We start from the raw sequence: 15140 nt of genomic DNA on the forward strand, positions 1-15140 counted from the left end.
AACAACCATCGTCCGCAAAGAAAATTAAAAAAACTGTCTCCGGCACAATACCGGAGACAGTTTTTTGGGTAGGGCTTTTTCTAACTGTCCACTAAATGGGGTCTTGACCAGTCGGAGGAAGGGCTTTTTTTGGGGAACGAGAAAAACGGAATGGCTGACCGTCACCCGCGTCATCCTTCCCTTGCTAGAATCCGTAAACGCGGCAAAAAAAGGATTTGATCAATGCCGCAACCGTGTTGCTCTGTTCTTCTAGGACGAAGTGCCCGCCGCATAACAGCACGAGCTCGACGCAGGTTAGTTCCCGCGCGAGCGCGTACGCCCCCGCCAAGGTGAATATAAAATCATTTTTGCCCCATGCAATCAAGGTCGGGGGTTGGTAGGTCCGCAAGTACTGCTGCCATTTTGGGTAGAGTTCCACGTTATGCCGATAATCGTAGCCCAATGCCAATTGTATCGCGGCATTTCCCGGCCGATCGAGAAAATACTGGTCCACTGCATACCCGTCCGGACTAATCAAGAAAGGATTGCACGCGCCGAAGGCATATTGCTTCTTCGTGAACGCAACGTCGACAAGCGAGGCAAAGGCTGTCTTATTCTCGGGACTCGGATCCGCCCAAAGCGCCTTGAACAAATCAAATGGTTGACCGAGCCCGACGGCATGCGCTACGGCGTTCTGAATGACGAAACCCAAAACCCGCTCCGGATGGCGCACCGCGAGTCGGAAACCGACAGGACCGCCATAATCATGGCCATACAAAATATAACGAGAAATACAAAGCCGATTAATCAATTGTTCGATAACCAAGGAAAGATGCTCGAACGTATAAGAGAATTCATCCGCCGAAGGCATGCTGCTGTTCCCGTATCCAGGATAGTCCGGCGCAATGACATAATAGCGGTCGGCCAAGAGCGGTATCAAATCCCGAAACATGTGCGATGAGCTGGGAAAACCATGAAGGAGAATCATGGCGGGATTCCTGGGGTTCCCCGCTTCGCGAAAGAAGACGTCAAGCCCTTCGATCTTCATTTTCTTGTAGAGCACCGTCACGGACACCTATCGCTCGCCCTCCTTGCAAGTCAACCGTCTTCCTATAGCTATGAACGGATAACCCCATTAAGACCGGATGGATCGCAGACGCAATCCCGCGTATGCTCGCAGATAAACATCAATGGCAAGAGGCGCAGAGAAAATGCCAATAGATTGAACAGGCTAAATGTAATCTAAACTACAGACCTTTCCGAAGGTTCCCGATATAATTTGGATTATTCCCGGGAAACATAAACAAAAATTGAACGTAAGGGGTCTTATTTTATGATGAACCAAACCGAACAGACTGTCATTATTGCGCGGTTCCAATTGAAGCCAAATTCGGACAAACAGGCTTTTTTCGAAAATCTGAAGCCGTTGTTTGACACGATGTCAAAAGAGCCGACATTCGTAAATGGCATCGTTCATGAAAATGTCGACAACCCGGATGAAATTGTTTTTTATGAAATCTGGAACTGCTCTAAAGAAACTTGGCTGGCAGAGGAAGAATCGAAAGCTTATCGTCAAGGTCCCTACACGAGAGCGGCCGAGTATTTGTTGGGAAGAGAACTCAGTTTCTACACGCCGATGGGCGAATGGGGAACTACTATTACGGCAGGCAAGCATTTTTAAACGGATCAGAGTTGGCATCCATTTGAATAGGATCATACCCCTGTCGAGTAGACAGCTAAAAAAGCTAAGCAGCCCACGCGCATCGATACTCAATCGGTGCGCGTTGTTTTAGTTTGTCTGGAAAGCGGTGGTAGTTGTAGTAATACATGTACTCCTCCACCACTTGCTGAGCCTTCAGTTTGAACTCTTCAGCATACGTCTGGCATGTATGTCCTTTATTAGCCATAATAATATCCCCTCCAAGCGGCACTCAAAACTTCATGATAACATGAGGTTTTTTTGGAGTGTCTACCTGAAGGGGATATTACTTCTTCCGTGATTTGAACCAAGGGCTGAATGCTGCCAAGTCCAGCGTTGGCGAACAGAATATCCAAGCCCCAAGGGGCCGTTTATTTTTCAAGCCGTTGGTTCCACCTTCATGCTTTCGTTAATTGACTTCCCCATTCTCCTCTTGGTACCAGCCAACTAACGCTCCGATCCACGATCAAATCGCCGAGGGTTCCTTCGTAATTCTTACGGTATGGTTTCGTAAACTCTTCCTCCAGCCAACTATCTCTGGTGCCTTGCCAGGTTTCATAAATGACCAGGTCATCCGGCTGATCCAAGTCATCGGATACGATAGCGCTGATGAATGCCTTCTCGGATGACATTTCTTCAATCAGGGAAGACAACTCTTTGCGGAATTCTTCTTTTTTTCCCGGTTTGGCTTTAAATCGAATATTCAATTGGACGTGTTTATTGGACATGCTGACTCCTCCTATGCGTTGTTTTTTGAAGCCTTCCCGCGACCGCGTTTATCATCTGCTTAACGGTTCGCCGTGATACTTTGCGGTTCTCTCAGGTGCTCTGAAAGGATGAAGCAATCATAACCCTAAATTAATAATGGCTCAGTAATATAGATTACTTGACCGAGCAAAAAGAGGATGTGATAATTCCCTTTAAGTTAAGAGAGTTCTTCCATGACCTTTTCGATCCGAATCATAATCGTTTTGCGACTCATGACGAGAATCCCCAATTTTGGTTCCAAAAGAAACCGTATCTATCTCCCCGAAAATGTTGCCAAGATTCCGCCTTTTCGCATTCTAATCCATCGATGTCCTTTGAACCCTCGCCTTAGGTTTTCCACAAAACCGATCCGTAATCATTGATATTATGTAATAAAAGACAAGAAGCCCCCTTTGATCGGGCGGCTTCTTTTGCATGGAATCGTCATGCGGGCGGCTGGTCGATGTAAATATACATGGTTTGAATCCGGTCGCCTTCAAAGAACATGATATCCTCACCTGTCACCACAGGCGTTTCTCCAGGAAGCCCGTAGGACCAGTGGAGGCGGACGGCTTGATGATGCGCGTCGTAAGATTCGATGCGGAAGACGAAACCCGGAAATTGATCCTGCACGTTATCGATCAGATCCATGAGCCTGCTGCGTCCCTGGAAAGGATCAGGGAACATCGGATCGAAGACCATGCAGTTCTCCGCGTACACTTCGTCTATTGCCGCTCTTCTCTTCTTCTGGTCCGTTTCGCTCCAGACCGAAAACATATGCTTTTCAATTAAGGTTTGATTCATGCACATACTCCTTTCCCTGACTCTGCGCGAAGGGCTCGGCTTAGTTCGCTTAGATTTTCCCGTTCGCCCGGAATTATCCCGTCGTTGCAGCCTTTGTTCCTTCTATGCCCGTGAAGGGGAAAATGTCCTATTCCAAACAATTGGGCATACTGAAAAGACCAAATGTGGTCAAGCTTAATCGCTTCTACGTTAATCATGTCCAGCATATTTTCCGTATACAGTCATTTTGCCGAATACCTAGGTCCTTTGCAAAAAAACAGCCCACAAAGAGTCCAGAAGATAGATGCTCCTGGGCTCTTTGTGGGCTATCGAAGTTTGGGTGAACACCCTATTATCCAGTCACGCGGCTCACGATTTTGAGAACGGTATCCCTTGTCAATTTGTTCCCGCCAACGGCGATGAGGTTTACCGTGGCATGTGCTAACGCCAATGGTACCTTGCAGAACTTCAACGCCGGACCCTCTTTCAAGTCGGCGATATACGAGTCGGCGACTTGTAAATTGCGGCGCGTATACTGCTGCATCTCCTTGAATCCCCAACCATCCGGGAAGAAGTCAACGCCGCGTTTAATATCCTCGTTACGATTTCGGAGGATGTTAACGGCCTGCAGCCCTCTTCCGAAAGCAACCGCCTTCGTTAAATCGGATTGCGTGCCGTCATGCCATAACCAAAGTTCCGATAGCATTTCTCCGACCATGCCGGCCACGCTGTAGGTATAACGATCCAAATCCTCTTCCGTATGGATGTTCCACCCGCTCTCAACCCATTCGGACATTTGCAAAGCCATCTTGGCGATGTACCGATTGACGATCGGGGCTCCGGAAGAAGGACAAAGAGCCATCCACTCATCGAGCTGCATCGTCACTGCCGGCAATACCGCCCGATACGGCGATAATAATTGTTGCGCAGCTTCAATACTATTCGGGGACTGGAATGCATCGTGGATACCGATCAATAATTCCACTTTCAATTTGTCGGTGAGTTCTTCATGATCCTCTATTTCATCAATGGCTCTCATGCACAAATAGGCAGCTGTTACCGCCTCTTTCAATCCTGAATCCAATTGGCTGATCGGAATATAAAAAGTGCGGCTTGTTTTTTTCAACATGATCATTGCATCATTCAGGACGACGTTATTAATGTTAAAACCCTCCTAGCATTCGCGTTGCTGTTTCATATTATGATAACATACGATAATCGCCAATCCAATAAGATTACCTTAACCTCGGAACATTGCATTTATTGGTACCGTGAAGTTTGACAAGAGACCTTCGTATGAATCTTTGGCCGAGGCCTCTGATTCAAAAACACCTCCTTTGCCCCTATGGGGAAAACGGAGGCGTTTCAACGGTTACCCTCATATATCCTCTACAGCTGCAGCGGCCGCATCAGCCCATCACCGCCGAAAGCGAGCGGATCGATGCAAACTTCACGATGATAGCCTTTTCCTTCTGCAAACCGGGTCAGCGGCGTAACAAACCTATGATACGCCATCCAATGCGTATCCGTGCCGGGCTCCCGGAAGATGGAATGATGGCCGGTGCCGAGCATGTCCTGGTCCTTATTCTTGACAAGGACCGGATACCGATAAGTTACCGGCCCGTTCAGATGCTCCGCCGTGCCATAGTTCACATGATAATCCTCGCTGCCGGTGTCGTCGCAGGACCACGTGAAGTGATACAGTCCGTCGCGCTTCAGAACGGTGACCGCCTCCCGGAAGTCGTACAGGCCTACGAGATTCTTCATCGAATCCTCGCTAACGCTTACCATATCCGCGCCGAGCTGAACGATGGCAGGATGTCCATTTCCGAACAGGAGATAAGCCGTACCGTCCTCCTCCATATAGACGGAAGGGTCGATGGCCTGACCCATGGCGATGCCAAGACGCTTCGTTTGTTCCAACGTGAGGAGCGGCTGCGGCTGCGCGCGGAACGGACCTGTCGGAGTCTCGGCAACCGCAACGCCGATGGCGCTCTCGCCGCTATTCATTTTGCCGCAGAAGTAAAAGTAATAATTCCCCTCCTTGCTCGCGATGGCCGGAGCCCATGCGCTGCCGACAGCCCAGGGAACATCCTCCGTCGCAAGATCCAGGATTACGCCTTCGTCTCGCCAATTCCGCATGTCTGCCGAAGAAAACACATGAAATTGCGTGCCTGACCAACCCGTGAAGCCATCGGTTGTCGGATACAGGTAATAGCGGTCGCCGAACTTCGCCAGATCCGGGTCGGCGAATTGTCCCGGTAGCGCCTGATGCCCGTCGCCATACGCCGCCAAGAGGCGGCTGCATTCAGCAGCGGTAATCGGGAGGACGCCGCCGTGGCGTTTCTTGGTTTGGCCCAAATCAAACGAGCCTTCGGGCAGAACGCGGAATTCACCGCTATCCAGGTCGGAAGTCAGCAGCGGGAGATAGCCCTTTCCTTCCGCAAAGCAATCGACAATAAGGCACCATTCCTCACGGTCGTTAAGCTTGAATATCTCCGGACCTTCAACGCCCAGCAAATCCTCCAAGACCGGGACGGAAACATTGGTAAATGCGTCTTTGTCCAGCGAAGCGCCTCGTTCGACCTGGATATGCTTCGTTGTCTCATCCTTGGAGAAGCGGTAATAGATGCCGTTATAGGCAAGGATCGTGGTATCGATGATGTGGTTTTCCCGTTCGATATACTTGTCCGGCGCCGTATAGCTGCGGAAATCCTTGGTGCGGGCGCTATAAATTTTTTGTTTGCGCTCGCGTTCCTCCGGTTCCTGCGTCGCGGACGCCCAGAACACCAGGAATTCGTCCGCGGCTTCGTCGTAAATCGCCTCTGGCGCCCAGACGCAGCCCGCGCCCGGCACGCCAAGCGTGACGGCCCACGGCGCAGACCAATTCACCAGGTCGGCGGATTCCCATGCGATGATGTCGCGACTTCCTGCATCGGATGCGGCAGACCAGCCCTTTCCGTTTGCAATGCGCAGATCCGTGGCAATCAGGTAAAACTTGTCCTCCTTAGGCGAGCGCACGATGAACGGATCCCTCACGCCCTTCTCCCCTAGCTCGGAACGCAGAACCGGCAAGCCCGCGTTCAGGTCCTTCCAATGCAGGCCGTCCTCGCTGTAAGCGAAATAGACCTGCTCGCCGTCTGGCTGTTCGCCGATAAAATGCACCAGAAGATAACCCGCATAATTGCGATCATGTCCCGACAATATAATCCCTCCCCCGCACGGATAGATAGCGCTTTCAACATATCTATCATTTTACTCATGGATGGATGGCCAGTCTACCATGGATAGAGGAGAATAAAGCGTGGCAGCCTGCCTTGGCTTCTGTAACAAATGAAAAACACGCTGCTACGATTGTAACAGCGCGAATCATTACGGCAGCTCCAGATAGCTCGTGATTTTGATTTCCTTCGGCGACTTGGGCTCTTCCTCCTTGCCTTTGGTCACCGTTAGCACTTCCTTCAGCTTTATCGGCGGCCGCTTCGTCCCCTTCGGGAGCTTGCTCTTCGCCAGCATATCCATCATCGTCTGCAGGCAGGCCAGCGGCTGCTGCTTCTTGATCAGCCTCAGGTACATGTATAATGCCTGCTGGTACCCGTCGTGATGACCGCCGATCAGGCCGTGCGTGTAGATGCCGCGTTTGCGGATATCGATGGCGTAGTGGAACGTCTTATCTTTTTCCTCATAGCCGTGCTGGAAGACGAATATCTTCTTTTTGTCGCTTGTGACGACCGACATATGCTGCTCCGCGGCATCGATGTCCAGACCCGGAAAGCCGCCTTTGTTTTGCAGCAAACGCATCAGACTCGCCAAATGCTCGAACTTGTCGGATTTGACGAACTTCAGCGTCACTACCCCGCCCTTCTCTTCGGCCGCCTTCGCCTTGGCCGCCCCGACCTCGATCTGCTTCAACGCATTCCAATTCAGCATATCCGCCTTATTGACGGTCAGCGTCTGATCGGCCTTGGACTCGTCGAATTCAAGCGGGATGAACAGCTGCGGGTATTTATCCAGCACGGTCTTCAGATAGACGCCTTTCTTGCTGTCCTTGAGATCGGGGTGGTCCTCCTCCTGCAGCGGCTCGTTGACGAACTCGATTCCGACCGCGCGGTCGTTCAGCGTTTCCCCGTGATACGTCTTCTCGGCGATATCGACGAACTGCAGGATATGGCCGTTCCCGCTTCCGTCGATATTGTTGATGCAGAAATGAGGGATGGGATAATACGTCTTTTCCTTGCGCACGCCCGAGATGTTCATGTTGCCGGACGTCGCCGTCTCGTGCAGCAGAATCTGCGTCGGCATGCCCGCGCTCCGGATCAAGCGGCTGTCCTTGTACTGCGCGGTCTTCTCGTCCTTCCAGTTCTTATAGATCAGCGTGGCAGGAAAGCCGGTGTCGAGCTCTCTCGTGCAGGCGATGAAGAGCGTCTCCTTGGACGGCGCGTAGTCGGCGTAATTCCGCGTCGCGACGGCGTTGGTCGCCTGCGACCAGAGCAGCGCATACCGGCTGAACGCCGACAGGCTGTCCTGCATCGTCGAACCGACGACTACGGTGTCCTGGATCGGAAAGTCGCTGATGTCGTCGCGGTTCGGCACGAAATTCATGTACGTCCATGCGATCGTGCCGTGCACCTCGAACACGCCGCCGGACCTTTTGTTCGTGAAATAGAGGTAATACTGACGATCTGCCGCATTGCCCTGATTGTCGAACTTCATGACGCGAAAATAGCCGTACGACGACAGCAGCACGACCGTCGCATCTTTCACCGGATTGACGATTCCGGGAACGGAGGCGAGAATGGCTGCCTCCCTCTCCTTCAGCGCATCCAGCGATCCGGCGGGCATATCGTCCATGCTCCGCTTGGCGACGGGCGTCGCGGGCTTCACTTTTGGCCTGACCGGCGCTTTCGGCTTCGCGGCCGCGGCCGGCTTCTTTATTTTAAGCTTCGGCGCATGGTTCGGTTTGCCCACTAGATCTGTCTCCCCGTCTTGGGATCGTACTTCACCTCGACCGCGACCACCTGATCCGTCGGCAGCACCTCGATCCATTGATCGAACACTTCGAAGTCGTCGCCCATCATGGCATGGAAGCCGCCTTGCAGCGGGTAGAAGCCATTCTCGTACACTTTGTCGACCGGCGTCGCGCTAACCGTGCTGGCAGGATCGCCAGGGTTGTCGGGGTCGGGGTACTCCGTCGTCTGGATCGACTTGTCGTGCTTCGCCTTGACCTTCTCCGACAGCAGGTCCAGCACCTCCAGCATCGTCTTGCCCTGCAGGTCGGGTTCCGTGCCGCCGTACATATCGGACGACCCGATGCCGTTCATGCCTTCTACTTGCTTCAGCCAGTTCATGGCCGATTTTTCCTTGCCGGGGCGAATCGGGATAACCGCCTTGACCCACGGCGCGTTGAGGAAGGCGTTGCGAAGATTGTCGCCGTCAAGCTGAAGCAGCCAGCCCAATGAGCTTCCAAGCTTTGCGGGGTCGGACTCGTCCGTGATGTAATAGTTGTCCTCTCGCTTCTCGTTCATGCCGCCCCAGCCCGTCAAGCTGTCGGCCGGAATGCTCGAAGCGACGTCCGGCACCATCACCGGCTGGCCGTCGGGTCCGATCTGCCCGTTCGGCACGAGCGTCCCAAACGACTGATGGGCGTGATCACGAGGTTTCCACCATTCCGGCGCGACGAAATAGAGCATTTTGTCCACGTCGAAGATGGAATTGAGCAGCTCCGCCGCGGCATGTCGCGTGCGGTTGTCCGGGAACGGAATCCCCTTCGTCAGCAGCTCCTGGATAAGCACGCGGTAGACGACGATCCGCTCCTCCTCGCGCAGGTCCTCGAAGCTGCGGGAGCGGATTTGGCTCGCCAGCTTGATGCGCTCTTTGGCCGCATCGACGAATTCCTTGCGGTACTCCTGCTCCAGCCTGGCGGTGAACGCGCTGATATTGGCCTTGTTCTGGGCCTCGATGTCCTTGGCTATGGTCGCGTCCGGCATCCAGGTCAGTTTGGCCATAACGCGGATCGGGGAGCTGCCCCGGAAATTAACGTGGTTGACGTGCACCGTGAACTTGGCTTCCGTGCTGTTCGGCGCCTGCGTCAAATTCTTTACCGACAACTGAATATCTCCTCCGGACGTATCGAAGCTGACCTTCTGCAGCACGTAGCCGGCCTGCTGGCTTATGACCGTCTGCGGAAAATCCGCCTGAATCGTCTCGATATCGCCTTCGTTGAAGTCCGTGTCCTCTTCCTTGCCGTCCGTATAGCCTTCGTCCTTATCTCCCTCATCTTCGGACGTCTGAACGAACGAGATGTCGATCGGGTAATCCGTTACGACCATTCCCGGCGGTACGATCGCCTCCGGATGCGGCATGTTGGCAACGTCGGGCGATGCCGCGATATGCATGAGCTCCGCCACGCCAAGCTGCTTGCCCGGCTCGTCTACATAGGTCTGCCAGCACAGATACGTGCCGATATCCTGTACTTGAACGGCGACCTGGCGCATTTTGCGGCGGAATTCATAGTTAATGAGCTGGTCGGTTTCATTCGAAAGCACATAGCGTTTGCTCGAGGTCTCCGTCGTCTCGGTCACCGTTTTGAACGTGGATTTGAAGTTGCTGCGAATCTCGGTCGACAGCTTCTCCGTCTGCTGGCGCATATGCTTATGCGACTGCTCGCGCGCCTTCTGCTGCGTCGTGCCCATGTCGAAGCTGGCCGATTGCTCGGCGCTGCCCCAGATCCAGCTTTCCTTCGCGTTCGCGTTGGCCCCGAACTTCGTATCCGTCCGGTTGTCTTCCTTCACGCTGTCGGACAATTCGTCCTGGTCCGTCGTGGACAGCTCGCTGCGTGTCGTGCTTTCCGTCGACTGCTCGGTCGACCGCTCGACGGTCGTCTTGCGCGTGCTGACTTCGATCAGCTCCGCGGATGCGCCGGGGCTCAGCCAGACGTGGCCCACGGGCGTGCCGAGGAACGTATCGAACTCGAAAAAATATTGACGGAACAGATGCACGATGCCGATCGGGGAGAGACCGACCCGGTCCAGATCGTTCTTGGGATCCAGCGTTTCGAACGGGTCGCTTGCGTTCAGCGCCTGCAGCAGCGCATCCAGGTCGGGATCGGTCTTGTAGAACAGCTGCTTCAGCTGGTCGTACAGCTTGTGGTCCGCCAAATACAGCAGCATGCCGGCGATAACGGATTCCTCCGCTACTTTCTTCTCCAGCGCCTCCGATGCCGCTGCAGGGGATAGCCTGACGGAAACCATCAGATTGCCATTTTGCTGCAGCATTTGGGCATACCATGTCATGCACGCCTCGCGGACGACGGTATTGAGCAGCCTATCCAGCTTCTCGCGCTCGATGAATTCCGGCCACATGTCCGGCTTGTAGTCCTCGAACGGAGGCAGTTTGGACGCGATTGCCTGCAGCAAGAAGCTGCCGAAGCCCTTGATGGCACCCGGCTGTTCCCCGGGGTGGATATATTCGATCTCGCGCACATGCCCTTCGACGCCGGTCAGCTTGTAGATGCCGCGATAACGGCTCTGCAGCAGCGAGATCAGTCTTCGCCGGTCAAGCGCATAACCTCTGTTGAACCGTTTCAGCGTTCGCTCCGATTTCCAGCCGAGCAACGGCTGGTAGACGCCGAACAACTCGCTGTCGTACGGCAAAATGTTTTTGAAATCGATCAGATTGGTGGACTTTTTGAGCATGGGATCACCTTTTCCTATTGAAAATGGTTTGTTGGCAGCTCGTTTGCCATGTCGATTGCAGCTAAGGTTAGGGTTATTACCGTGATCCTCCTTTCTGAGTGAATTTCTAATATATGGCAATTCTTATTATAGGGTGGCTCCTCCTCCTCTACATGGGGAGTGCGGCCCAAGTTTACCGAACGGGACGGCTAATATTGTCGAGCGGTGGACGGTTGTGTCGAGCGGCAAGTTTGCCGTGCGATATACGGAATCCGAAGACGTCAAGGCTCGCCGGAACATAAGCAAACCCGGCCAAGTTCGGCCGGGCTGGAAAATGCGATCTATTAGTCCTTTATTTCCTGACTGCGGTTACTACGGCTGCATTAAAAATTAAAATGCACTTGCTATATGCGTGTCCGGGCACCAGCGCGCAGCTCCATAATGCTTAATCAGCACGTCTACCGCCCTAGCCGTGCGTATAGCCGTCAGCGCTTCGAAAGCGTAGGCTCTCGTATAGCGGTCCCGGCTTTCCAAGCCCGACTCAAGCCCGTCGATGACGAGATCCGCGTCGCCGAGCTTGCCGATTCGCAGTAAGGACAATGCCGCGGTATAGGCGATTTTGTTCGTTATATATTCCTGATTGTATACATAAGAGCCGGTGCTGACGTTCTCCTTGCTCGCAGACTCCCGCGCAACCGCTTCTTCGAGCGTCCGGACCAATGCCGGTACCGTCTCGCCTGCCGGCTCGGCGATCATTCCGAGCGCTTCGACGCCATTCCGTCGTACCCATTCGCTTGCGTCTTGCAACGCGACGATTAAAGAGGGAACTGCGGATGAGGCCGCCGATCCGAGCATCCCCAGCACGAATGCAGCCAAAGCCCTTCTATTCTCGTCTTGATGCGCAAGCAGCCGAACCAGACCGGGAACGGCGTCCTTCCCGGAAGCTTGAAGTCCGTAGGCTGCTCGTTGCGCCGTTAGCTTGGAGCCTTCTCCTACTTCCTTGAGCAAAGCCGCCGTGCCGGAATCCCCGAGATGTCCAAGCGCATAGACGGCATTCAATGCCACATTCTCGGACGAATCGCGTATAAGCTCCGTCAGCTTCGGAACGGCTGCCGCCGCGGCTTCGCCGGCGAGTCCGAGCTTGTCGGCCGCCTGGCTGCGGATGACCTCATCCTCGCTCGATAATGCCTCGATGAATACAGGCACCTCTATATCGTCCAAGGCAGCGTCCTTCGCCTTGCTCGCCTCTCCTTTGAGCCAGCGCCAAACATCGTTCCATACATTCAAATGCGCATCCGGCGCGTCGGAAGGGAAGACCGGCACGGCGTTCGTATGATTCCAGCTTGGCGACTTCGGCTCGGATAGACGGACGAATTGGAACTTGAGCATGTATCGGTCCATATTGGACGTGTTTAGCGAAGCCTTATGCCACAGATCGAAGTGAACGAGCGCAATCGTACCCGCTTTGCCTGTCGGCAGCAGCGCCGGACGGTCCGGGAATTTCTCGTTATATTGTGAGCCTGGCATGATTGCCGTCGGGCCCATAGCTTCCGTAATATCCTGCGTGTAGTAGAACATCATGACCCACCATGGACGATGACTGCGCATGGATGACCAGAAGCCGTCTTTATGCCACTCCCCGCCTCCCGGCTTCCCGTTACCCGGCTGATTCAAATGCATATGGCGATGCGGATGCATATAATAGTCAGGTCCCAGGACGCTCGTCAGCGCGCCCTTTGTTACCGGCGTATCAAAAAATTTCTGGATGTCCGGTACGCGAGGCAAAATATTGTTGCCGGGATTCCCCTCGTTTTGCAGGACGAAATCGATTTGATTCATGACGCTTCGATGCAGCTCATCCGGTAAATCGTTTTGAAGCACTAGATATCCGTTCGTAATAAACTGAATCATTTGCTCGTCCGTCAGCAAGTTTAACGTATTCGACATGCTATGCAGCCCCTTCATGAACAGGTAGATGTGATATATTTAATGTACCTGGGGCCGCGCGATTTGTATTTAGCCTACAGTCAGCTTGTTGCACAATAGTCAGGTGAATTTGAATTATATTCGTAGCTACAAGGAAGGAGCATCGCCGCGATGGATTTTTCCAAATTCCACCCGTATGTCTATTACGCCACGAAGTACCCGTTCTATCGCGGACAGACGAGCCTCAATCGATACGTATACACGAGCTCCATTTACTTCATTACGGAGGGAAAAGGCCGCTTTCGTCTGCGAGGCGCCGAATATGAAGCTTCCCCGGGCATGATGGTCTATATGGAACCCGGTCAACCGCATGACTGGATCGCGGATGCGGACGAGCCTATGACGCATGTATGCTGCTATTTCGATTGGTCCTACGTCGATCGCACGGAAGCTTTTAGGGACGGGGCAGCTCCAATCTGCTTTGAAAGGGATTTGCTGCGAACGGATCTGCTCGGCGAGACCTTTCCCTACCCGCTGCCCGAAATCGCGAACGTAGGCGCTTCGCTGCTTAGCTGGACCGATCTGCTGCAGCGGAGTTTTATCTCGAACGAACATACGAACGAACGGACTTTTTTGCGCAGCATGACGGCTCAGAGCCATTTCACCGCATTCATCCATCAATTCCTTGCGTTCTCGCTGCAAGACGCCTATATCCCGGACCCTCGAATCAGCAAGCTTCTGGAACGAATGGAAGCCGAACTGCTGAACGGCGCCGATATCGAGCTGGATCGCTACGCCGACGAGATCGGCGTCAGCAGAGGCTACTTCTTCGAGCTGTTTAAGCGAACGACCGGCCTATCGCCGATCCAATACATCAATCGGTTCCGCATTAGCCGAGCGAAAGAGGATTTGCGCTCCTCCAACCTCAGCATGATGCAAATCGCGGACAAATACCATTTCAGCTCCGTGCATTACTTTTCCAGAACGTTCCGCAAATATACAGGCAAATCGCCTCAGATGTTCCGCGAATCGGAACATTAAATTTTTACTGATAAGTGCTATTAGCTAAACAGCCACGCGGATAGAAAATAACGTTTTTCACTTCATTCCAAAAGCGCTTGCAATGAGTTGATAAGATCGCAGTCTGGCTTCAAAATCATGAATGGGTGATAACAGCAGCAGTTCATCGGTCTGGTACTCCTCCGCCAGCTTCGTGAGCCCAAGCTTAACTTGCTCGGGATTGCCGACGATTCGTTTTTCGCGGCCAGCCTTCAGCTTTTCAAGTTCTTCATCCGTGTAAGGGTATTGCTCGGCGGTCTCGACCTTAGGAAAGAAAGGGATTTCCTTGCCCTTGGCCAGTTCTTGGTAATATAAGCCTACGCTGGAATCCAGTCTCTGTGCTTCCTCTTCCGTATCGGCGCAAATGACAATAACGGCAGCCAAAGACTGTGACTTGCTCTTCATTCCATTCGGGTTAAATTGCTCGCGATACAGCGCCGCAGCTTCAGGACCGCCCTTAGCAAAGATGATAAAATGGGCAAACGCGTAAGAAGCTCCTACCTCGGCTGCAAGCTCGGCTGTCTTGCCGCTTGAACCGAGCAACCACAATTCTGGCGCCGTCGGAACCGATGGAGAAGCAACAATGGCAGGAAAACGATGATCCGCCGGTACGGCGTCATGCAGGTAAGACACGAGATCATCGACCTGTTGCGAATAATTAGCTTCTTGTTGATGCCCTTCTTGAAGTACGCTTGTCGCTAAGGGAAGACTGCCGGTTGCGTGGCCAACGCCTAAATCGATTCGGCCTGGATACAGAGCTTCCAATAGCTTGAAGTTCTCGGCAACCTTATACGCGCTGTAGTGCGGCATCATAATACCGCCTGAGCCAACGCGAATTCGGGTAGTATGCGAAGCCAGATATCCAATTAGTACCTCTGGGCTGGAGTGAGCGAGTCCTTTAGATCCATGATGCTCGGAAACCCAAAAACGGGAGAAACCCATCATATCCGCTTCGATGATGAGGCGAGTTGTAGTCGCGAGGGTCTCGATTGCAGTGCGTCCCTCCCCAACAAGCGATTGATCTAGTATGCCAAGTTTCAACATCATGTTCACCTCATTCTCATTTTTTATGCCAAGTGCAGTAACGTTGCGCAACTGTTCCTTATTCTAATCCGAAACAGGATGACTTCAATGACCAAATGAAGAGGATTGTGCATTAGTGCGCAATCCTCTTCACATTGTGCATCTACGATGTTCTCTCCCCGTTCAATTCGACATTCGGCTGCAGACGGTAGAAACGAATCAAAATTTTAAAAGGCACCCTATTAAGGGTG

General features: G+C 53.1%; 12 protein-coding genes. 2 read left to right on the top strand and 10 right to left on the bottom strand.

What is annotated here, in order from left to right; translation table 11 throughout:
* Positions 1-184 precede the first annotated feature (184 nt).
* Entirely contained in the window at positions 185-1054 is an 870-nt protein-coding gene (locus tag AC0YNU_RS30410) for an alpha/beta fold hydrolase (protein WP_475763348.1), read from the bottom strand.
* 258 nt (positions 1055-1312) lie between these two features.
* Between AC0YNU_RS30410 and AC0YNU_RS30415 the strand changes: the two genes are divergently transcribed.
* Positions 1313-1660: a putative quinol monooxygenase gene (locus tag AC0YNU_RS30415; protein ID WP_475763350.1), complete on the top strand. Its 348-nt coding sequence runs from the start codon at positions 1313-1315 to the stop codon at positions 1658-1660.
* Positions 1661-1724: 64 nt separating this feature from the next.
* Here the strand turns inward: AC0YNU_RS30415 and AC0YNU_RS30420 are convergent, their stop codons facing one another.
* From AC0YNU_RS30420 to AC0YNU_RS30455, 8 genes are all read right to left on the bottom strand, one after another.
* Entirely contained in the window at positions 1725-1886 is a 162-nt protein-coding gene (locus AC0YNU_RS30420) for an IS3 family transposase (RefSeq protein ID WP_475763352.1), read from the bottom strand.
* 190 nt (positions 1887-2076) lie between these two features.
* Positions 2077-2406, bottom strand: a complete 330-nt coding sequence (locus tag AC0YNU_RS30425) for a putative quinol monooxygenase (RefSeq protein ID WP_475763354.1) — start codon at positions 2404-2406, stop codon at positions 2077-2079.
* 463 nt (positions 2407-2869) lie between these two features.
* Entirely contained in the window at positions 2870-3229 is a 360-nt protein-coding gene (locus AC0YNU_RS30430) for a nuclear transport factor 2 family protein (protein WP_475763356.1), read from the bottom strand.
* A 331-nt stretch (positions 3230-3560) separates the two neighbouring features.
* Entirely contained in the window at positions 3561-4343 is a 783-nt protein-coding gene (locus tag AC0YNU_RS30435; RefSeq protein WP_475763358.1) for a squalene/phytoene synthase family protein, read from the bottom strand.
* A 254-nt stretch (positions 4344-4597) separates the two neighbouring features.
* Positions 4598-6412 carry a glycoside hydrolase family 43 protein gene (locus AC0YNU_RS30440; protein WP_475763360.1) on the bottom strand — a complete coding sequence of 605 codons (1815 nt, stop codon included), beginning with the start codon at positions 6410-6412 and terminating at the stop codon, positions 4598-4600.
* A gap of 168 nt (positions 6413-6580) precedes the next feature.
* A complete protein-coding gene (locus AC0YNU_RS30445; RefSeq protein ID WP_475763362.1) occupies positions 6581-8176 on the bottom strand; it encodes a peptidoglycan recognition protein family protein in 1596 nt (531 codons plus the stop codon).
* Positions 8176-10902: a peptidoglycan-binding protein gene (locus AC0YNU_RS30450; RefSeq protein WP_475763364.1), complete on the bottom strand. Its 2727-nt coding sequence runs from the start codon at positions 10900-10902 to the stop codon at positions 8176-8178. The genes AC0YNU_RS30445 and AC0YNU_RS30450 overlap by 1 nt, the downstream gene beginning before the upstream one ends.
* A 369-nt stretch (positions 10903-11271) precedes the next feature.
* Entirely contained in the window at positions 11272-12828 is a 1557-nt protein-coding gene (locus tag AC0YNU_RS30455) for a HEAT repeat domain-containing protein (RefSeq protein ID WP_475763366.1), read from the bottom strand.
* Positions 12829-12978: 150 nt separating this feature from the next.
* Between AC0YNU_RS30455 and AC0YNU_RS30460 the strand changes: the two genes are divergently transcribed.
* Positions 12979-13848 (top strand): helix-turn-helix transcriptional regulator, encoded by an 870-nt coding sequence (locus tag AC0YNU_RS30460; protein WP_475763368.1) that lies wholly within the window; start codon positions 12979-12981, stop codon positions 13846-13848.
* 57 nt (positions 13849-13905) lie between these two features.
* Here AC0YNU_RS30460 and AC0YNU_RS30465 read toward each other — a convergent pair whose 3' ends face one another.
* Positions 13906-14910, bottom strand: coding sequence for an LLM class flavin-dependent oxidoreductase (locus tag AC0YNU_RS30465; protein WP_475763503.1), 1005 nt, complete (start codon positions 14908-14910; stop codon positions 13906-13908).
* Positions 14911-15140: the final 230 nt, after the last annotated feature.

It is taken from the genome of Paenibacillus sp. J31P316 (assembly GCF_056269105.1).